General features: G+C 60.9%; 15 protein-coding genes. 2 read left to right on the forward strand and 13 right to left on the reverse strand.

What is annotated here, in order from left to right; genetic code table 11:
- Nucleotides 1-126: 126 nt before the first annotated feature.
- Together BREU_RS08915 and BREU_RS08920 are read right to left on the reverse strand one after the other, a co-directional pair.
- Nucleotides 127-2397 (reverse strand): DUF2207 domain-containing protein, encoded by a 2271-nt coding sequence (locus BREU_RS08915; protein WP_044089613.1) that lies wholly within the window; start codon nt 2395-2397, stop codon nt 127-129.
- Nucleotides 2397-2975 (reverse strand): LemA family protein, encoded by a 579-nt coding sequence (locus BREU_RS08920; protein WP_044089614.1) that lies wholly within the window; start codon nt 2973-2975, stop codon nt 2397-2399. Before BREU_RS08920 ends, BREU_RS08915 begins: the two co-directional genes overlap by 1 nt.
- A gap of 475 nt (nt 2976-3450) precedes the next feature.
- Between BREU_RS08920 and BREU_RS08925 the strand changes: the two genes are divergently transcribed.
- Complete coding sequence (locus BREU_RS08925) at nt 3451-5193, forward strand: ABC transporter permease (protein WP_044089615.1); 1743 nt, start codon at nt 3451-3453, stop codon at nt 5191-5193.
- Between the two features lie 242 nt (nt 5194-5435).
- Entirely contained in the window at nt 5436-6167 is a 732-nt protein-coding gene (locus BREU_RS08930) for an ABC transporter ATP-binding protein (RefSeq protein WP_081886654.1), read from the forward strand.
- A gap of 274 nt (nt 6168-6441) precedes the next feature.
- Here BREU_RS08930 and BREU_RS08935 read toward each other — a convergent pair whose 3' ends face one another.
- From BREU_RS08935 to BREU_RS08980, 11 genes are all read right to left on the reverse strand, one after another.
- Nucleotides 6442-7464, reverse strand: a complete 1023-nt coding sequence (locus BREU_RS08935; protein ID WP_238567046.1) for a hypothetical protein — start codon at nt 7462-7464, stop codon at nt 6442-6444.
- Between the two features lie 646 nt (nt 7465-8110).
- On the reverse strand, nt 8111-10930 hold the full coding sequence (locus tag BREU_RS08940; protein WP_044089618.1) for a polyribonucleotide nucleotidyltransferase: 2820 nt from the start codon (nt 10928-10930) through the stop codon (nt 8111-8113).
- A gap of 312 nt (nt 10931-11242) precedes the next feature.
- Nucleotides 11243-11512 (reverse strand): 30S ribosomal protein S15, encoded by a 270-nt coding sequence (rpsO, locus tag BREU_RS08945; protein WP_044089619.1) that lies wholly within the window; start codon nt 11510-11512, stop codon nt 11243-11245.
- 156 nt (nt 11513-11668) lie between these two features.
- Nucleotides 11669-12340 (reverse strand): hypothetical protein, encoded by a 672-nt coding sequence (locus BREU_RS08950; RefSeq protein WP_044089620.1) that lies wholly within the window; start codon nt 12338-12340, stop codon nt 11669-11671.
- 84 nt (nt 12341-12424) lie between these two features.
- On the reverse strand, nt 12425-13045 hold the full coding sequence (locus BREU_RS12440) for a hypothetical protein (protein WP_044095923.1): 621 nt from the start codon (nt 13043-13045) through the stop codon (nt 12425-12427).
- A gap of 463 nt (nt 13046-13508) precedes the next feature.
- On the reverse strand, nt 13509-14120 hold the full coding sequence (locus BREU_RS11965) for a hypothetical protein (RefSeq protein WP_140490455.1): 612 nt from the start codon (nt 14118-14120) through the stop codon (nt 13509-13511).
- Between the two features lie 120 nt (nt 14121-14240).
- Nucleotides 14241-15038, reverse strand: a complete 798-nt coding sequence (locus tag BREU_RS08960) for a SpaA isopeptide-forming pilin-related protein (RefSeq protein WP_052382102.1) — start codon at nt 15036-15038, stop codon at nt 14241-14243.
- 128 nt (nt 15039-15166) lie between these two features.
- Entirely contained in the window at nt 15167-15979 is an 813-nt protein-coding gene (gene istB / locus BREU_RS08965; protein WP_044095924.1) for an IS21-like element helper ATPase IstB, read from the reverse strand.
- A complete protein-coding gene (gene istA / locus BREU_RS08970) occupies nt 15948-17462 on the reverse strand; it encodes an IS21 family transposase (protein WP_044090687.1) in 1515 nt (504 codons plus the stop codon). Before istA ends, istB begins: the two co-directional genes overlap by 32 nt.
- The gene (locus tag BREU_RS08975; RefSeq protein ID WP_044095925.1) at nt 17419-18597 is read right to left on the reverse strand and encodes an isopeptide-forming domain-containing fimbrial protein; all 1179 of its coding nucleotides are present in this window, start codon (nt 18595-18597) and stop codon (nt 17419-17421) included. The genes istA and BREU_RS08975 overlap by 44 nt, the downstream gene beginning before the upstream one ends.
- Before the next feature lie 193 nt (nt 18598-18790).
- Nucleotides 18791-21343 (reverse strand): DUF7604 domain-containing protein, encoded by a 2553-nt coding sequence (locus BREU_RS08980; RefSeq protein ID WP_044090467.1) that lies wholly within the window; start codon nt 21341-21343, stop codon nt 18791-18793.
- Between the last annotated feature and the right edge of the window lie 262 nt (nt 21344-21605).

The following is a 21605-nucleotide window of genomic DNA, read 5'->3' on the forward strand; positions in this document are numbered from 1 at the left end:
TCGAATTGATTATCCTCTTGTCTTCAAGACTAGGCATTTGTCTGGATTTCGTCGCAATGTGCCCTCTGCAATACGGCAGCACAGCAGCACAGCAACGCGGCAAAGCACCGTATCCGCGCATCACGGTCAGCGGCCGCCGAAGGAACCGCCGCCGGAACCGCCTGAGGAACCGCCGAAGCCGCCGCCGGAGAAGCTGCCGCCGGAACCGCCGAAACTCGACCCGCCGCCGGAATCGGAGGATGGCATGGCCGCTTGGATGGTGGAGGTGATGTCACCCAGTCCGGAAGACAGCTGCGTGCCTAGATCGGAGAAATCGGGGGCGTACGAGTTTCCGCCGAACAACGAACCAGCACCGAAGCCGGCAGAACCAGCGGAACCGGCACCATAGCCGCCGCCATAATAGCGCTCATCCCACATATGCGAACGATACGACCAGTACAGCACCGAATCGGAGGCGTTGTCGTCAAGCCAACGCGGGTCGTTGACCTGCGGATACGCCTTGGCGAATTCCGCGGCCACGCGGTCGCTGATGCCGAACGCCGCGGCATACACCATATACCAATCCCACAGGGCGAGGTCGGCGGCGCCACGATCGCTGAAATCGGAGAAGTCCTCCATATACCGCTTCAGGCCCAGCACGCGGCCGGCGTACCCCTGTCCACGCTTGGTCAGCTCCTGCATCGAGCCTGAGGTGGCGCAGAAGATACCCATCGCGAACACCGGCAGTCCAAGAATCAGGCCGACCGCAGCATACCCGATGATCAGGTTGGCGAGCATGATGGCGAATCCATCGACCGCCGCCAAAGTGCCGGCGAGAATCCACTGCCAGCCGCGGGCGCGGGAGACGTCGAGCATCGTATATTCGATGTCACAGGCACCGGTAAACTTGCCGAGTTCGATATACCCGTCTTCCCAGTCCTCGCACGCTGCCTTCATCTGATTGAAGTCGAACACCGGACTGCCCACGCGCTTGGAGATCACGACAAGCAGCTTGAGCAGCGCGTTCTCTGAGTCGCTCAGACCGAACTGAGCCTTGTTCGGCGTCTGATCGATGGCCTCGGGCATGATCACGATGGTGCTGGTGGTTTTGACCAGCTGACGATTGACCGCACCACGGTCGATCATGTGACTTACGCCCAGGGCCGTGGCGCGGCTCATGTCGATGCCACGGTACATCTCCGCAGGACCGGGATAGATCGTAATGGCCTTCTTGACGGCGAGCGCAAGCATCGTGGCCGTGAGCTGCCGGTTGCTGCGGGAGCGACGCCCCTGCTCCATCACATCGAGGAGGCGGGCGGCCGAGGCGGGGCTGATGCCGGGCTTGTCACGCCAGTATTCGACCGGGCCGTGGTATTGGGCGTTCCGGTTGCTGATAATCGAGGCGTACAGGCCCCAAATCACCAAGGCAATGCCGAGTGTGACGCTGATGATCCAGAACGTGAGCCTTGCGACGGCGGCATTGTGCTGTCTGTCGCGCCACTGCTGCTCCTGCCTTGTCTCGTCCGCCTTGAGCGCATCAAGATGATCGCCGGGCAACGTGCGCGCAATGCCGCTCGTAGTAGGAGCGGAGGTCCAGGCGGCCACCACATCCAGATAATCGCCAGACCTGATGTTGTATGCCTTGAACGTCAGGCCACCGTCCGCGGCACGGCTGGTTTCCGACGTGCGTTCGGTGTGCAGCCAACCCCAGGACGTGTTCTTGGTGATGCCTTCCGGGAAGTGCACGGTGCCGCTGACCACGCCGATCGGCACCTGATTCGACTTGCCGAACGGCTCCCACTGGAACGCGGCGATGTCATCCCATTGGGTCGCCACATCGTGCATGGTGAAGTGCACATCGAACTTCAGACTGTCCGCCGATTCGGTGACGGGGATATTCCATCCGATTTCCACGGTTTTGCTGTAGTCGGACACCTGGCCAGGCGTCAGCCCGTCCTCGCCCGGAACGTATGCCCGCGGATTGTTGCCGCCCGCGTCCACGTCGGCGATGTACCAGTGATTGGCATAATCGGAGTCCCATACCGAATCCGGCACGTCGCTGGGTACCTTGGGCTCGCTCTGCTGGGCGTAGCGGGTTCCGGTGGTGACGTTGGTGACGCTGATGTCCGTGATGTCGGTGAGATTGTCCGCGCGCAAAGTGTACTGCTGGTACAGCTGTTTCCACGGTTTGACATTGTCGTCGCCGTCGGCGCGCTTGCGCAGCTTCATATCGATGTGCTGCGTGACCTCAAGATCGCCATCGCCGGTGACGTTCACGTCATAGTCGAGCGAGCGGTAGCTCAGGTCGGCGAGGCTGCTGGTGCCCGCGGGAATCAATACGAACGAACCGAAGATGAACGCCATCAGCACTGTGAAAAGCACAGTGGCGATGGCGGCGCGAATCATCCGCTTGCGCATCAGAACCTGACCTGCGGCGCTTGCCGGGAAGCGTCATCCGTTTGGAAGTACTGCGCCTGCTCGAAATGGAACAGTCCGGCGATGATGTTCGTCGGCACGGTCTCGATGGCGGTGTTGAGCTTCAGCACCACATCGTTGTAGAACTGGCGCGCGTATGCGATCTTGTTCTCAAGTTCCTTGAGCTGCCCCTGCAGATCCAGGAAGTTCTGGTTGGCCTGCAATTGCGGGTATGCCTCGGCGGTGGCCTGCAGGTTCAGCAGCGCACGGGAGAGCGCGTTCTCGGCATCGGCGCGCTGCGCGGCAGTCGCATTCGGATCGCCGGCGGCCACCACGGCACCGGCGCGGGCGGCGGTCACCTGGGTGAGCACCGCGGACTCATGCCCCGCGTATCCCTTCACCGTCTCCACCAGGTTGGGAATCAGATCCGCGCGCTGCTTCAGCTGTACGTCGATCTGCGCCCAACCGTTCTTCACGCGGTTTTTCAGTGTGACGAGATTGTTGTATGCGCTGACCGCCCAACCAATCAGTGCGATGATCAGGATGACGACGACAATGCCGACAATAGTACCCGGATTCATGATTTCCCCGCCCTTCTCGCGATCGCGGCATCGGTGAGGACAGTCTGCGACGCTCCTCACTGTGCGCCGCACCGGCAGCCGCCGGCGCGATTGCTGTGTTCCAGTTTCATTCTTCCATAGCATCGGGCGAAACGCGAGCATCGCATCGCTGCGGCATGCGTACGAAGCCGCGCAGTCGAGTTCAGGAAGCATCCAGCAAAGTCACAGGGCAGCATCATCGACCTTGCGCGCAACAGTAAGTCCTGGCGCAGCTGGCAATCATGCTCGCCGCCGATAGTTGGGGGCAGAGGTTCCGCGCCGGCGAACGGATCAGGTCCGTCCGACCGAGCGGAATCGCACGAAACAACACACCATTACATGCTGCGCAACGCAGATCCATGATCTGCCGAATACCATCATGCCCGGCCGATTGCGTTTTGGGATTTCCGCCGGGATTGCTGAGGTACGACATGCAGCATCAGCTCAAGGACACGACATGTTTGTATTGAACAACGCCTGGAAAACCGTGATACGGAACAAGGGGCGCAATATTCTGATCGTGCTGATCGTGGCGATCATCGCCGCGGCGGCCACCATCGGACTCGCGATCCGGAGCGCCGCCGACAACGCGCGCGAAACCGGGCTGGCGAACACGTCGGTGACCGCCACCATCAGCGTGGACCGCAGCAAACTCATGGAGCAGGCGCGTGAGGCGAGTTCGTCCGATTCGTCAGGCGATTCCTCCTCCGACACCGCGGCGCCTGACTTCGATTCGATGCGCAGCGCTCTGGAGGACAGCAGCCTAACTCTGGCGGATTACCAGAAGTATGAGAAGGCGTCCAGCGTGCCGGTCAGCTCCTATTATTCCGAAAGCACCGGGGTCTCCGGCACCGATTCCTTCCAGCCTGTGGAGTCCAGCAGCGCGAACGCCGCGAATTCCTCGGATTCCACTGGCTCCTCAGATGCGGACGCCGGCAACGGACAGGGCATGCAGGCTCCTGACGGCGGGCAGAACATGGGCGGACGCGGCGACGGCCCAGGCAATATGATGACCTCCGGAGACTTCACGCTGACCGGCTTCTCCTCCGACGCCGCCATCGCCAACGCCGCAAACGGTTCGTTCACGATGTCGTCCGGCTCGGTGTTCGGTTACGACGAGTCGGACAACGGCAAGGTCATCATCTCCAAGACCCTGGCCGACTTCAACAATCTCTCGGTGGGCGACACCATCACCGTCACCAACCCGAGCGACACCTCGCTGACCTATACGCTGACCATCTGCGGCATCTACGAGAACTCCACCTCCAGCAACACCAATGCGATGGGACCGATGGGCGGCACCTCGCAGGACGCCGACAACGCCATCTACACGTCGGTCTCCACACTGCAATCGCTCGGTCTTGATGCCGATACCACCGCGAACGACGACAACGACAATACGACCACCCAGCTCAATTACACCTACGCGCTCTCCAGCGCCGACGACTACGAGACCTTCGCCTCCGATGTCGCTGCCGCGGGACTCGACGACACATACACCGTGCAATCCGCCGATGTGGAGCAGTACGAATCCAGCCTTGTGCCGCTCGACAATCTGGCGAAGTTCGCGCTGACGCTGCTCATCGTGGTGTTAGCGGTGGGCGCGGTGGTGCTCGTGGTGCTCAACCTGTTCAACATCCGCGAGCGCAAGTATGAGGTCGGCGTGCTGACCGCCATCGGCGTGAAAAAAGCCAAGGTGGCGGCGCAGTTCGTCATCGAGCTGCTCATTGTCACGATGTGCGGCATCGCGCTGGGCGTGGCCGGCGGTGCAGTGGCGTCCGTGCCGGTGTCGAACCAGCTGCTCGCCTCGCAGGTGTCGGCGCAAGAGTCCGAGGCCTCCAGCCAGCAGCAGCAATTCGGGCGTGCGGCCGACATGGGCGGCGGACCTGGCGGGGCGGCGGGGTCTTCGCCGTCGACCGGGGCGAGCAATGGCTCTGATTCCTCGGATTCCGATTCCACTTCGGACAATGGCAACATTTCGTCCGGCAGTACTGCCAATTCGCGCGATGCTCGGTCCGGCGGACCGTTCGGCATGAATCGCGCAGTCGATTACGTCAGCGAGATCAACGCCACGGTGAATCTTGCGGTGGTGGGTCAACTGATCCTCATCGGACTCGGACTCACTTTGATTTCCGCGCTGGTCGGCATCGTGTTCGTCATGCGCTACGAACCGCTGCAGATTCTCGCCGACCGCTCGTAGCCGGTGCCGCGGCTGCGCATGCAACGTGCACGTGCCGCCGCTCCGCTGCCATCGCATCGCACATACGCATCCCTTCTCGCCGCATACGGCCCCTTTCCTATCCCACGGTGTAGGGAATTTCCCACCATGTAGGGAGCCGAAAACTCGAATTGGCGGAATTCCGCCGTTTTTCATCCCTACACCGTGGGCGAATCCCTACACCGTGGGCGAATCACATATCCCAGCACCTCAAGGACATCATCATGACTACCGAATCCCCCACCGCAACCGTCATCGCGACTCCAGCCAATGAGAAGCCGCAAGACTCCGCGACCACGGCCGCGCTGGAACTGGAGCACGTCTCCTACTCGTACACCAAAGGCGGCAAGCGCGTGCTCATCGACAAGAACTACGTCTTCCACGCCGGCCGCGTAATCGCAATCACCGGACCGTCCGGCGCCGGCAAGACCACGCTGCTGTCGCTGCTCTCGGGACTCACCACCCCGACCAAAGGACGCGTGCTGCATAATGGCGAGGATCTCGCCAAGGCTGATCGCTATCGCTTCCGCAGCCATGACATCGGCGTGATCTTCCAGAGCTTCAATCTGCTGCCGGCCCTGACCGTGGCGGAAAACATCATGCTGTCGATGGACGCTTCAGGCAAGGCCTTCGACAGGCCGAAGAAGGAGATCGCCGCCGAGCTGATCGCCAAGGTGCGACTGCAGCCAGAGTATCTCAATGAACGCATCCTGCATCTGTCGGGCGGCGAGCAGCAGCGCGTGGCGATCGCGCGCGCACTGAGCTACGACCCGCAGATTATCCTGGCCGACGAGCCCACCGGCAACCTCGATTTGGCCACACAGGACGACATCATGGCGATTTTCAAGGATCTGGCGCATCGGGAAGGCAAGTGCGTGATCATCGTGACGCACAGCCCCGAGGTCGCCGCCCAATCCGACGAAGTCTTCCAGCTCGCCCCGCTGCGCGAGCGGTGATCGACGGGCAAACGAGCTCACTGCCACGCCAATGTAATATGGACTGTTTTGCGCTGGCGTGGCAAGACCCCGTGCCACAACAGCGCACAAACCCCCTGCGCTGCACTCGCGTGCCGCAGTTTATGGAGTAAAAAAGGGCGATCCCGACATAAGCCCGTGCCACGCCAGCGCAATAGACTCAAATATGCACTCGCATGGCACGAACGCCCACCCATGCAGCGCGATCATGCTGTAATACTACGTGGCAGTGCACATGATCAGCAGTGCGCACTCCTTATTCAACTTTCGACTCCAGCGCAGTCCAATCGACGTTCCGCGGCAAAGGAGCCAATGCTTCAATCGGCAAAGCCTTCAGTCGAAAGACAAAGTCCGCGCCACGCAAAGTCAGTGCACGGCCGACATGAAACGCGAATTCCGCTCGCGCATCATCGTCCGCAAGACTGGATGCAGTAGCAGTGAAAATCAACCATCCGCGACCCACCAGTTTGCCCCGCTTCTCCCGGTCACGGCGCCATTGCATTTTGTCGGTGCGATGTTGGTCGCCGTCATACTCCACGGCGACCTTATATTCCGGCCATGCAAGGTCAAGCGTCATTGCCGCACCGGAGGCAAACATGATATTGCGCACAACATAATTCAACTTCGGCCGCGGAATGCCATGAGCAAGCAGGGCGATTCTTTGCTCGGATTCCTTCGGCGACGAAGAACCCGGCATAATCAGAGACAATGCTCTGATGCACGAAGGGCGGCCGGCGAATCCGGTCACCGACTGCACGAATCGCACCAATTCGCAATAGACCTGTCTGGTATCACATTGGCGACGTCGGCTCATGACGTTGATTATGGAATCGCCGAGCACGATCAGCGATCGCAGAGATACATGGATTGCCATTTGGGCCCACACATGGAACATATCGAGCGCATACACCCGCGCATTGAATTTCACTATGTGCGCCTGTGGCACGAACTTCCACACATGCGGACATAATGTTGCACTATTGGCACGCAGCCGCTTCTCCTTTGTCTTGAACACGGTATGCAATCGGGAACCGTCCAAGTCGCAGTCCTCGGGAAGAGGCACTTCATGTAATATCAATGCGGTGGTCATGCCAAACAGTAGGTTGCGGTCAAGCCGCGTGGCTTCCTGTACGCATCGACGCAGCGTTTCCTGTCTGCGAGTATTGAGACTATCCCGCATTGAAGCATGCATTGAAGCAGCGGGCATCGGCTCGCACTCGCCATCGAACACCCCTGGAGGTGGCACGGGAAGAAAATCGTCATTGATATACGCATCCATTGTTCCACCGTAACCGCTGGGGGCGCGAAGGGAAAGCTCTACCAAGGTATGTGGCACTAGCTTCAGTTATCCACATCGCAAGAGAAAAAACGGTGGATAACTTGTTGTTGTGTTGTATGCCCTGCAGCGCGAGCTGCCACGCGAGCACAATATCATGCCTTGTGCGCTGTCGTGGCAGGGCCCAGTGCCACGACAGCGCACAACCCCCTTGCGCTGCACTCGCGTGGCGCAATTTATGGGGTAAAAAGAGTGATTCCGACATAAGCCCGTGCCACGCCAGCGCAATATCGCATAATCTGCACTCCGGTGGCACGAAAAAAAATGCCTTTGCACTGCGATATAGGCACAGTGCAAAGGCATACGACATGAAACGGACCGCCTGATGGGCTGGTGGGCTGCGTGGAAAGTCGTTGGCGAACTACCCCTCAGACCTGCTCCGCAGGTCAGCTCCCCTGACAAGGGGAGCCGAAGATACAGTCACAATGACCTCCCGATGCAAGACACCAGCGAGCACGCGTGCTACACGCGCCTGCGACGGATCCGGAGAGGACGTCAGTCCTCGAACACCGAACCGCCAAGCGGGGAACCCAGTGGGTTCCCCGTAGGTGAGGGGAGCGGCTATGCCGCGACGGATCCGGAGAGGACGTCAGTCCTCGAACGGATCAAAATCGCGACGGACGCGGCGGCGCGGGCGCTCGGAGCGCTCTTCGCGGTCGGCGCGGTAGTCGTCGTAGTTGTCGTCGGTGGCGTAACGCGGGTTGCGGTCGGAACCACGACCGCGGCCACGGCCGGAGGAACGACGGTCGTCGCGATCGAAGCCACGGTCGGCGGAACGACGGCGACGCGGACGATCATCATCACGATCATCGCGATCGAAATCACGGTCAGCGCCACGGCCGCCACGACGGCCGCCACGACGGGCATCATCACGATCATCGTCGCGGTCGAAATCACGGTCGGCGGAACGACGGCGACGCGGACGATCATCGTACTCGTCATCGAAATCGCGGTCATCCTGCTCAACCGGACGACGGCGACGCGGACGATCATCATCACGGACATCACGGACATCGCGATCGTCACGATCGTCACGATCGAAGTCGCGATCAGCATGCTCGTCACGGTCGAAACCGCGGTCATCGCGGCCGCCACGGGAGCCGCCGCGAGCACCACCACGACGATCATCACGGCCACCGCGGGCACCGCCACGACGATCGTCGCGATCGCCACCACGGCCGCCGCGAGCGCCAGCACCGGATTCCTGATCCTCGAAGCCCGGGATGGCCAGGGAGATCTTGCCACGATCGTCCACACCCTGCACGACGACCTCGACGGTGTCGCCTTCCTTGAGCACATCCTCGACGGAGTCGATACGCTCGCCGTTGGCGAGGTTGCGGATCTGAGAGATGTGCAGCAGACCGTCAGTGCCCGGGGTGAGGTTCACGAATGCGCCGAAGCTCGTGGTCTTGACGACCTTGCCGTTGTAGGTCTCGCCGGCTTCCGGCACATGCGGGTTGGCGATCTGGTCGATGAGCTGCTTGGCCTTCTCGGCGGCCTCGCCACCCTCGGAGGAGATGAAAACGGTACCGTCATCCTCGATGGCGATCTCGGCGCCGGTGTCTTCCTGGATCTGGTTGATCATCTTGCCCTTCGGGCCGATGACCTCGCCGATCTTCTCGACCGGAACGGTGGTGGTGATGATGCGCGGGGCGAACTCGCTCATCTCGGCCGGGCCGTCGATGCACTCGTTGATGACCTCGAGGATGGTGGTGCGGGCTTCCTTGGCCTGCTGCAGGGCAGCGGCCAGGATGTCGGCGGGAATGCCGTCGAGCTTGGTGTCGAGCTGCAGGGCGGTGATGAACTCGGAAGTACCGGCCACCTTGAAGTCCATGTCGCCAAAGGCGTCCTCGGCACCCAGGATGTCGGTGAGGGTCTTGTAGATGTGCTGGCCATCGACATCGCCGGACACGAGGCCCATGGCGATACCGGCGACCGGTGCCTTCAGCGGCACGCCAGCGGCAAGCAGGGACAGCGTGGATGCGCACACGGAACCCATGGAGGTGGAACCGTTGGAACCGATGGCCTCGGAGACCTGGCGAATAGCGTAGGGGAACTCCTCACGGCTCGGCAGCACCGGCACCAGAGCCTTCTCAGCAAGGGCGCCGTGTCCAATTTCGCGGCGCTTCGGGGAGCCGACGCGGCCGGTCTCGCCGGTGGAGTACGGCGGCATCTCGTAGTTGTGCATGTAGCGCTTGGACTGCGGGCCGCTCAGCGCGTCGATCTGCTGCTCCATCTTGAGCATGTTCAGGGTGGTGACGCCCAGGATCTGGGTCTCGCCGCGCTGGAACAGGGCGGAACCATGCACGCGGGGCACGATGTCCACCTCAGCGGACAGGGTGCGGATGTCACGCAGGCCACGGCCGTCGATGCGGTAGTCCTGGGTCAGGATGCGGCGGCGCACGATCTGGCGCTGCAGCTCCTTGAATGCGTTGCCGAGTTCCTTGTCCTTCTCGGCGTCGTCGAGCTCGGGGAACTCGTTGGCGAGAACCTCGCGCACGTGCTCCTTGATTTCGTGGATGCGCTCCTGACGCGGCAGCTTCTCGGCGATGGAGAGCGCCTCGTCCAAATCCTTGTGGGCGATCTCGTCGATTCGGGTGTAAAGCTCGTCGGTGTACTCCGGGAAGAGCTCGAATTCCTTGGTCTCCTTGGCGGCCTTCTCCTTGAGCTCGTTCTGGGCATCGCAGATGACCTTGATGAACGGCTTGGCGGCCTCAAGACCCTGGGCGACCACGGTCTCGTCCGGCTTGGTCTGGCCCTCGTCATAGATGAGGTGCCAGGCGTTCTTGCCGGCGCCGGCCTCGATCATGGCGATGGCGACATCACCGTTTTCGATCACGCGGCCGGCGACCACGAGCTCGAACACGGCGCGTTCACGTTCGCTCCAGCGCGGGAAGGCGACCCACTGGCCATCGATCAGGGCCAGACGCACGCCGGACACCGGGCCGGAGAACGGCAGGCCGGAGATCATGGTGGAGGCGGATGCTGCGTTCAGCGCGATGACGTCGTAGGCGTCATCCGGGTTCACGGCGAGCACGGTCTCGACGACCTGCACCTCATTGCGCAGGGTGTGCGGGAACAGCGGACGCAGCGGACGGTCGATGATACGGCAGGCGAGGATGGCCTCGGAGCTCGGACGGCCTTCACGGCGGAAGAACGAGCCCGGGATCTTGCCGGCGGCATACATCTTCTCTTCCACATCGACGGTCAGCGGGAAGAAGTCGTAGTTCTCCTTCGGGCTGGAACCTGCGGTGGTGGTGGACAGGATCATGGAATCGTCGTCCAGGTAGGCGGCCACGGCGCCATCGGCCTGCTGGGCCAGACGACCGGTCTCGAAGCGCAATGTGCGCTTGCCAAACGACCCGTTATCGATTACGGCCTCGACGGCCTTGATTTCGGGACCCTCCATAGGGTTCCTCCTTTGTATTTATCTGATTATTCCTACATACTTCACAGCCGCATCGCACGCGCCGGTACTGCAAACATGGTGTACTGCAAGCGCGTCGGATACATGCCGCATGTCCTCTTCAGCGGACGTCACATACCTTGCTTCGGCTGGCCCCTTGGCCACCGTTCCTCGTGTCAACCCATCTCATTCAGGTTCTCTGTTCTGCCGCTTACGTTACGGCCTATCCTCTAACCCTCTTGTTGTTGTTGCCGTTGGTTGGCGATATGCAAAACGCCCGAGCACCATTTTAGGCACTCGGGCGGAAGTCTTCAATTATCGACGCAGACCCAGACGCTCGATGAGGGAACGGTAACGGTTGATGTCAACGCCCTTGAGGTAGTCAAGCAGACGACGACGGTCACCGATCATCAGCTGCATACCACGACGGGAGTGGTGATCATGCTTGTGCTGCTTCAGGTGCTCGGTCAGGTCGGAAATACGCTTGGACAGGAGGGCAACCTGAACCTCAGGGGAACCGGTGTCACCTTCGTGCGTTGCGTACTCGTTGATAATCTGGGTCTTCTCTTCAGCCGTCAGTGCCACGGCATCCTCCTTAATTGTTCCGTTGCGCGGTGTTCCGTGCGGGCTCGCTCGAAACGCTCTCTATCCGCGGGCGAAATTACGCCAAATGGAAACTATAGGTCAGGGTAAGGACGTAGCTGAGCGTGCGGGGCAACGCGGCACGCGCGCATCCGCCGCTCACACCGCAGTCAGCAGTCCGCCGAACAGTACGATAAGCAAAGCCAACGCTTCAATGGCGAAGTACAGGATGAAGCTGGCCCAGCTTCTGGTCAGGAAGTTCAGGGGCGACGTTTTCTTGATCAGCACCAGTAGTCCCACAAAAACCACCGCGTACACCGCGATGCCGATGGCGGCGGCCAGGATCCCCAGATTGGCGGCATTCGCAACCCCGGCCTGATCGCCGTACACCACATACGTGGAGTACCAGAAGTTCAGGTTCAGCATACTCAGCCCGGCGATGAACTGCTCGGCGGCAAGGCCCAGCACGAACACGATCAGCCAAGGCCAGGACGGCGAAACGACCACGGCCATCGCCAGCCCCACATAGGCGACGACCACCACCGCCCAACCGATCAGCGCGATGCCGCGCGGCTCGACCCCGCCCAGCGCGGCGACCACGGCGTCCGTATTATTGACCGCCAACGTGCGACCGAACCAGTACGGCGCGACGATGGCCACGAGCACGGCCAGAATGACCAGCACTCCACGCACCGGATGCGAGCGCCGGCGCTCGATGTCCGCCAACGAAAGTTCCGTGACGGGAATCGACGCCTCAGGATGCTTGGATACCTCAACGGTTTCGATTTTGTCGCCTACGATTTCCGTCGCCTCGTTGGGTTCTCTGGTCATGCACCGCCTCGCCGATTGACTGCCTGATTGCCTGCTGCGCGCCCATATGTGACCGCGATGCCTATATTAGTGCACGTCAGGAAGTCAGGTGGTTCCCCGGGTTCGGGCTGCGCCACCGTGCCTCTCGTCGTCAGATTCGTCATCGGATTGGCCGTCTCTCCGCTGCGCGTGCAGCATGGCCTCGAGCATATCGACCTTCCGCTCCAGCGAATCGACGAGACGCACCTGCTGCGCGATGAGCAGGTCGCGCAAGTCGGTATCGTGCTCCGCCTGCCCGGACGACGGCACGACGATGGCGCGCCGTTCGGGGGCGATATGGAAGCCGGATTCGTCCGCAGTGTCGACCGGCGACGGCGATTCTGGCAGCTCCGCAGACTCCTGTATCTCGTGCGGCGATGCAGCTTTGGATACCCCCCCCGCGGGCGTTTTCGCCAAAACGGCCAAGTCGGCGCGCATATTCCTGCTTTGCGCGGCACGCCAGCGGGCGATGCATCGTTCGATCCGCTTGTATCCAATCAGTGCCGGATCCAGGCCGGCATCCCGAAACAATCGCACCGGCGACGCGCCCTCGTTGTAACGCCTGATGCAGTACCGCTTGAATTCATCGGTATAGGTGATGCGCTTCGCGGTGACTTCCGCCACCGCCGGCAATGATTTGAGGTATCTGATCTCCTCCGGGCTGAACATCCCTCCGCCACTGGTCATCTCTCCCTCGATTCCGCTGAGGAACTGCGAATTGTCTTGGATTCTGTACCCCTCGATTGAGAGGCACGCCATTATTTAGGACGATATCGCTTGCAGTTCGGACACTTATACCCCCTATTGGGGGCTGTTCTGTCCCCATTGCATTGTGCGAGGCCAGGGTGAGTCGCAGTCGCGCGACGCGGCTCAGTGCAGCGTGAGGCAGCATGAGGCAGTGCAACGCTGCACTGCGCATTTTCGGAGAATCGCGCGTGAATCGCGTGCCACGGCAGTGCAATAACAGGCAAAATGCAGTCTCGTGACACGTTGCACCGCGCGCTACACTCATTTTCCGCCCAAAAACATGCCACACAGACGCCAATCAAGCCATTATGCGCTCGCGTGGCACGGTTGTATGCCACGCGAGCGCATAATCCGCGCTTTTGCATTTCCGTGGCACAATCCAGAACTATCCTGGCCCCACTCTTCACAGCCGGATTCGCTGATGCGCATTATGCTTAGGCCCACTTCTTCGAACCGGCTGAGCAGTAATATCAACATTGACTTGGCCGCTACTCTTCAAATCGCGTAAGTCACTTTCCACCTGACTATCGTTTGAAGAACGTTCATGCTTCGGCCTGCTGCCGGTTTTATTCATCCGATTCGCAATACTTTCAATATCGCTAACACAATGAGCTACAAAGCTGCGAGTGCCATCAACAGCAGCCAAAATCCCTATGACATCGAAACCATACTGAATAATCTGCCCAGCAACATCGATAAAGACAGACCCGTCCCTAATTCCGGCCGCTATAAGGTCCGACCGCAAAGGATAACGCGCATGCATTGTTTTCTGAACTTTCGCCAGTTGTCTTTCAGCAATAAATCCAGCAAAACGTATTGCAGAAACCCGTAGAGAACGGTCCAATGTAGATGCGTTGAGTCCAGGAGCAATGATTTCAATACTGATTCGATATGCGATAACAGCTTTGGGGTCATATTTAAATAAATGTCGACGACCGTAATACACTGGCGGGATTACTCCCATCGCATTCCCTCGGTCATTCATTCTTTTTCTCTGATACATAGAATTGGGCATCTCAGACTATTCTTCCTCCATTGCAACATGTAATCGCGCGTAATTTGCATTGAAAAAGCCGGCCTGATTGCTCAGACCGGCTGCGGAATCACTCAATCAATGTTGAATGACTGTCACCACTCACGCGGTGAGTGCGCGCTTGGTGGAGCGGGACTTGGCGTACACGGTCACGGCGGAGCCAGCAAGCAGGGCGGCCACGACCACGAACAGCACAGTGCCCGCGGCACCGGTGAGAGGCAGCTCGGTGATGTTCTTCACGTTGTGCACGGTGAAGATGTCGACATGCAGGTCGACAAGGTCGAACGGATCGCCGCTGTTCATCTTGTAGGTGGCCTGCGCGACGGCGTCCTTCGGGGTGTTCCAGTCGGAGTGCAGACCGACCACGAAGGTGGGCTTCAGCCCGTCGGAGTACTCAGGAGACGGGGTCTTGGTCTCCTTCACGGTGAAGTAGCCCTCGAGGCCCTGCAGTTCCGCGGTGCCGGCCGGGATGGTGTCCACGGTGCCGGTGTCGTCGGAGTCGGCGAGCTTGTACACGCCGTCCTTGACCTTGACGAACTTTAGCGGGGTGGTCTCCGGGTCGGTGGCGGCGGCGTCGTCGGACCAGCCGCCCTTGAAGACCTGGAATTCGGCGCCGGTCAGCGGGTTGTCGGCCTTGTCCTTCTTGGTGATGGAGAACTTGCCGGTGAACACGTATGCGGAGGCGTCCAGCGTGCCGGTCTGGGCCTCGCCGGCCACGGAGCTCGGCGTCTTGGAGTAGGTCAGGGTGGCGGCGTTCTTGTTCTGGATGGAATCCGTGTACACCTTGGCGTCGGAGGTCAGTTCCGCGGCGTAGGTGACCACGATCTTCTTGCCGGCCTTGGTCTGGTCCTTGATCTGCCCGGACAGGTCGAAGGTGAGCGCCTGACCGTCCTGGGTCAATGCCGGAGCTGTGTTTTGTCAAGTTGGTGTCCGCGTTGTGTGCAGTGTTTTTCCGCAGTGTAGGCAGCGGGTTTTCCGCGGTGTGTGCGGTATTGGTATATGGCCGCTGCCTGTCTGCGTTGTGTTGGTTATTTGGTCATGAGGGCGTGTTGGCTCCTGTAGGAGCGGCCCTCGAATCTGATGAGTCGTCCGTGGTGGACGGTGCGGTCGATGAGGGCGGCGGCCATGTTCTTGTCGCCCAGGACGCGTCCCCATCCGCTGAATTCGATGTTGGTGGTGTAGATGATGCTCCTTGTCTCGTAGCTGTCGGAGATGATCTGGAAGAGGAGGCGGCTTCCTTCCTCGTCGATGGGCAGGTAGCCGAACTCGTCGATGATCAGGAGTCCGGCCTTGCCTATGCCGGCGAGCTCCCGGTCGAGCCGGTTCTCCTGTTGGGCGCGGCGCAGGCGCATGAGCAGGCCGGTCGCGGTGAAGAACCGGACGGGTACGCCCCTGGCGCAGGCTAGCCTGCCGATCGCGATGGCGAGGTGGCTTTTGCCGGTGCCGACGCTCCCGTAGAGCACGAGGTCCTCGCACCGACTGATGAACTCGAGGTTTTCGAGCTGTTCGCGTCCCCAGTCGGCGGGCATGTTCAGGTTGGTCCAGTCGTAGCCGTCGAGTGTCTTGTCGGCCGGGAACCCGGCCTGTTTGAGCAGGCGGGCGCGTCTGGATTGCTCGCGTGAGTCGAGTTCGGCCGTGAACCAGCGTTCGATGAGATCGAGCTGGTTGGGCGTGGCCTCGGCGAGCGTGTCGGCGAGCACGCTGCGCGTCAGGGGCAGGCTCCGGCTCATCGCGAGGATCCGTTCGCTTTTCTCGGTCGTGGACGCTCGTCTGCGACGTGTGTCGGGATCACGGGATCGGGTCCGGCGCTCATCGTTCCGCCTCCTGGTTGTTGTCGGTATGACTGCTACTGGTGATGAACCGGTCGTAGTCGCTCAGGTCCGGTTCGTCGATGGCGCCGGGGTATTGCCAGTCGCCATCGCGCATGCGCAACGCGATCGGGGTGAGCGTGTCCGCGTGCAGGCCCATGTTCCTGTTATGCGCGAGGATCTCGTCGCATGCCTGCATCACGGGCTCGAACCCGGCCGCCTGGCACGCGTATGCGATCGCCTTGAGGCTTTCCCTGAGGGTCTTGTCGTCCATGGAATCGAGCCAGCCGCGGATATCGTCGGGAATATCAGGGCGTATCGTGCTTTCCCTCCACGCGCGTGGTTTGAGCGCGAGCTGGGGAAGCACGAGTACGGGGTCCTCCACACTGTTCGATTTGCCGTAGAGTCTGGGATACTCGGCCAGGAACTCCCCGGCGGCGGGCGAGGTGAGCGTGACCGTGTCCCACCGGATCGCGGCCAGAACACGCGAACGGGCATGACAGGCGCCGGCGAGGTACTGGTTCGAGTCGATATCGACCAGCCCGTATTTGTCGGCCATACGGGTCTGCCAGCGTACCGGATCGAACACGGTCGACGGCAAAGGCATCAACGATGCCCGCTCCTCGGCGAACACCTGCGTGACGGGCACGTCCATCAGACGCGGGCAATACGATTCTGCCGCCAGCTCGTCGCACCGCTCCAGCATGAGCCGGCTCAATTGTTCGTAGGATTCCGCATGCAGGGGCGGGACCATGATGTTGCGGCGCAGGAACCCGACCGCGTTCTCCACACTGCCCTTCTCGTTGCCCGAATACGGGTTGCAGAACCTGACCTCGAGCCGGTGATGCGCCACGAACGCGGCGAACACGTCGGTCAGGGTCACCTCGCCCTTCGCGTTCCTGTGGCCCGCGCCGGTGGCGTTGTCCATCACGACCAGCGGCGGCACGCCGCCGATATGCTCGAACACGAGCATCAGGCCGTGGCACAGGCACTCCGCGTTCTCACCCGGCAAAGCCACGCACAGCCGCATGTTCGACCACGGCAACGAGACCACCAGGCAATGCACGTCCGTCTGCCCGCCCGCGATCACGGCCCGGGCCAGACCGAAATCGACCTGCATGCTGCCCGCACGCCAATCAAGACGTAAGAACCCCTGTTGATCCGCACCGCTCCGGTTCGCCTCGCGCCACCGGTGCACGTAACGCAACGTGGTCGAATACTCCCCGTCGTAATCAGTCTCCGCGAGCAGACGCTCATGCACCCGTTTGATCGTGTGACGCTGCTTGCGGGGCATCAACCGGTCCGCCTCCAGCCACGAATCCACCAGATGCGTGTACGGGTCGATCTTCGAACCATACCTGCGATCCGTCTTCGGCCTGGGCGAGCAATCCCGCATATCCGCGTACTTCGCGACCGTCCCGCGATCAACATGCAACAGACGCGCTATCTCCGCGCGGGACAATCCCTGCCGATCAAGTCTCCTGATATCCTGCACCATGGGCATCGGTATCGCCATAATCCTTTCCTTCCCGAGCCTTCGGCCAGCGGCAACCGACCGAAACCAAATCGAACTGACACTCGGGAATATACAGGCGGCGAGCCGATGCCTCCCCACACCACTCACGGACACTGCCGAAACTGCGGAAAACCATCAGCCCACACTGCGGAAAAACACTGCCGAACCTGTCGAACAAACATTGAAACAAAACAGCCGGAGCCACGGCCTCGGCCCCATCGACGGAGACCTTGGCGGAGTCGGCCTTGTACACGATGCCGGCGGGCAGGGTGTCCTTGACGGCGAAGACGAAGTCGTCGTAGCCGGTGGTGACCGGGACCTCGGTGGTCAGCGTGTAGTACACGGTGTCGCCGAAGGATGCGGCCACATGGTCGGCCGGGGTGCCGTCAGCGGTCAGGCTCACGCCCTTGGTGAAGGTCGGGGTCTGGTTCTTCAGGTTGACCTCGCCCTGGGTCTGGCCCTTGATGGACAGGCCGTTCACCTTGGTGGCCACCAGCATCGGGATGGAGACCGTGGCGGGATCGGTGGAGGTGGAGTCGATGACGAGGTACAGGCCGGGCTGCAGGCCGGAGATCACGCCGGACTGGCCATCCTCGGCTGCGGTGTACGTGCCGGCCGTGGGGATGCCGCCATCAGTCTTGATGCCATTCTGGAAGTCATCGCTCTTGGCGAGGGCGGTGACGAAGTCACGCAGCTGGCCCGCCCACAGTGTATTCTCCTGATCGTTGGACAGCGTGGTGATGTACCCGGCCGGATTGCCGACGTAGTACTTGCCGGTATCGGTGGTGTCCCAGCCCTGCGGAAGATTCTCGGACAGCAGCTCCTCGAACTTGTTCTCATCCGGATGTTGCCAGTTGTTGAAATCCTCGTAATCGGAGGTCTCGACGGTCACGCCGGTGAGCGCGTCGCCCGCCGCGTTCTTGGTGGCGGAGCTGAACCAGCCGAGCTGCACGGCCGTGAACGTGTGGCCTTCCACGTCACCCTTGATGGTGATGTCCTGCTTCGCGGCAAGATCAGTGGCGGATACGGCCACATCCGTGGAATCGGCCGCATTGGCGGTGGTGGCGCCGAACGCCAGGCCACCCAGCAGGGTGGCCAGAGCGGCCGCGCCTGCGAATAGTTTCCTCATCTCCATGAGAGAACCCTTCTTTCCTGTTTGTTTATTGATGTGTTTTCTGCAATCGCGGAGGCTACGGTCCCGCAACACGGGCCCTCGCGATCCGCAAATCTTCTGTTGTCCGCCGGCCGGGCATGAATAATGCTGGTATTCCTCCCGATCGGCGTCCGGCAGATTCGCCATCGCCCGGCGAACCCGCCCTTACCCGGAGCTAAATCAATCGCCGCTTGCGCCAGATGGTGTGACCGGCCGCAGCGAGTAGCATCGCGAAGCCCAAGCCACCGACACCGGCAATCAGCCACTGCCGCCCAGTAGTGCCGCCGGTGAGCGGCAACTGGGAAACTGCCAGCCGAGTGTTGGTGATCTTGCCGTTGTCGCCGGCGTGCACCGTGAACTCTGACTCGGTGGCATCGCCGGACAATCTGGCCGGAGGCAGGACGGCGACCTCATAGGTCTTGTCGGACTTGGCATAGCCGCCCGGCGCCTTGGTCTCCTGCAGCGTGTATTCGCCCCACTTGAGGTTGGCAACCTTCACAGTGCCGGGATTGCTGGCAGCGTCATCGTTGGCCCCATCGTCCACGACGTTCTTGCTCGCGAACCCCGCGGCTGTGGCGTCCTTGGAGGCGAACGTCCATTCGGAGCCGGGCAGGGTCTCGGACTGGTCATGCTCATCGACCTTCTGCCACTGGACGGCGCCCGGCTTGGCGGTGTTGGTCACGGTGCAGGTAATGTTCGCACCCTGGAGGAGATTCATGGTCTGCGAGCCATCCTGGCGTTTGGTGACGGTGACCGCTGCTCCCCGATCGTCCGTGCACGACCAGTCGCCGGCGGAATATCCGCCGAAGTACCGGTACGTGGATTGCGGGTTGGCCTTTTCGCTCAGGGTGTAGGTTCCGGGGGCGAGCTTCGTTGTGGCAACGGATTGCCTCGTCACTGTGCCTTCTGCAGTGGTCTGGCCTGCAGGCACCTGCGATTGGATGCCATAGGCCCCGTTGTTCTTAGTGGCGGATAGTGCCCAATCGGACGGCTTGGCACCATAGTCGCCGGCGTTCGTATTGTCCACGGCCTTGGTGAGGGTCAGGCTCGGCACATTGACCTGAACGACCGGCCGGTCATAATCGGAGCTCTTCTGCTCGCTGACCACAGGATCCTGACCTTCGACCTGCGTGACCGTCTTGTAATACACCTTGGCGGAAGTCGACCCGTCCGCCACATCCGCATTCGCATAGAATCCGGGCTTGCCGGAGCTCGTGGCATTGCCCTCGGCATCCGTACCCTGATCGCCGACGCTTGGGTATGCGCCGGAATGGTCGATGAAATACTCGTACGCCGCATCGGACGGCTTGAGCATGATCGACACCGTATAGGTGACGTCCGGGCTGAGCACCGTACCCTTGGGGAAGTTCAGCTCCAGCTGTTTGGTCTGCGGATCGTAATCAGCGGTCATGGCCTTGGCGGCGGCATCCGTCTGCGTCACATCACTGCCGTCGGCCTTATGGGCGGATGTTCCTACCAACGAACCAGTACCGCCGTTCGCATCGGTGTTCACCGCGTATCCGGACAAGGTGTCCTTGATGAGCACGTCCTGATAGGACGAATTAGTGGTGATCTGCTGCACGATCGCGTCGAACGCATTGGTCAGGCCAGTGGCATCGGTGCCATCGAAGAACGTACCGTGCGGATCAATCGTTTCGGCGAACTTCGTCATCTTGTCGTTCGCCTCGTCACCGGTGCTCACTGCATAGAGCGTGGCACTGTTGCGCTTGTTCGCAGCCTGCACCGCGGCATCGAAGTTGTAATTGTTGTAGTCGAGATTTGATTGGCCAGTGCCGTAGACGCCCTCGGTGTCGCGGTAGTCGCAGTCGCCGTAAGTATACGAATCCGACGGGTCCTTCAAGGTGCCGCAATCCGTATTCATCTCGCTGTTGCGGAATGATGGGGCACCATCGGAGACGAATACGATGTACTTCTGCGCGCCGGCACGGTTGGTGTTGAGTGTATTCGCATCCGCAAGGGCGGCTTCCCAGTTGGTGCCGCCACCGTTCTCATAGCTTACGTCCATGCCGTCGTACGAGTTGATGACCGCCTGGGCCGAAGTACTCCACTGACCGCTGCCGAGGTTTTCGATCCTGGATTTAGTGTCAAAATCGACCACGGACATCTGCACTTGCTGATCCTCTGGCAGGGCCGCGTTCTGGTCGGTAAGCAGCTTCTCGGCAAGATCGGAAGCCGCCTTTTTGGCGATATCCCAACGCGACGGGCTCGCATACTCGGCACAGGTCCATGTGCCATTGCTCTCGCTGTATTCCGGTTTCGTGCAGGATGACATGCTGGCGGAAGTGTCCATCACCAGCACCACGTCGGCGGGCTGACGCTTCTCTTCGGTACTGGCGCGGGAGGCTCCCGTCACGTCGAGACTCAGCCAGTAGGTGCCGTCATTGTTGTATTTGATGTATTTACGATGGGTTGGGGCACCCAGATCGGCATCTCCGGCAGCGGCAGGCATGGCCTCAGCCTTGAGATTAGTCGCCTCGGCAAGGGCTTCCTTCCGTTGCACCTGAGCGGATTCGACCCGAGCGGCCTGAGGATTCGCCTGCGAGGCTCCATTGTCATTCAGGTCTGAACGATTGTCGGCCATGGCGGTTGCGCTCACACCGGCGACACCGACGAGCATCGCCACAGCGGCAACGACGGCCGCCAACCGCTTGCCGCTTGTACCAATCATGCCCGCAACCGTTGCGAGCCATTGTCCGATTCTCTTCATATGCCTTGCCTGTCTCTCACGACCGCGCACGCCGGAAAGCCCAGCGAAGCGCCTACAAGGCGTTAAGGTATTCAAAGAAGCAAGAGGATGCGTACACCCCTATAGGGGGATTGCGTACCCCGGAATAACAGGAATCGTTGGAATACAAGGAATTCGATTGCCTCGACTCCACCCCGTAAAACATCATGGTCGCGTTCGCGGCCGCCGCCTACCGCTGTTTCACGTCTTCCGTATCCAATTGCACTGTAATTGTATTATTTAT

The sequence above is a fragment of the Bifidobacterium reuteri DSM 23975 genome (genome assembly GCF_000741695.1).
In the GTDB taxonomy this organism is placed as follows: Bacteria; Actinomycetota; Actinomycetes; order Actinomycetales; family Bifidobacteriaceae; genus Bifidobacterium; species Bifidobacterium reuteri.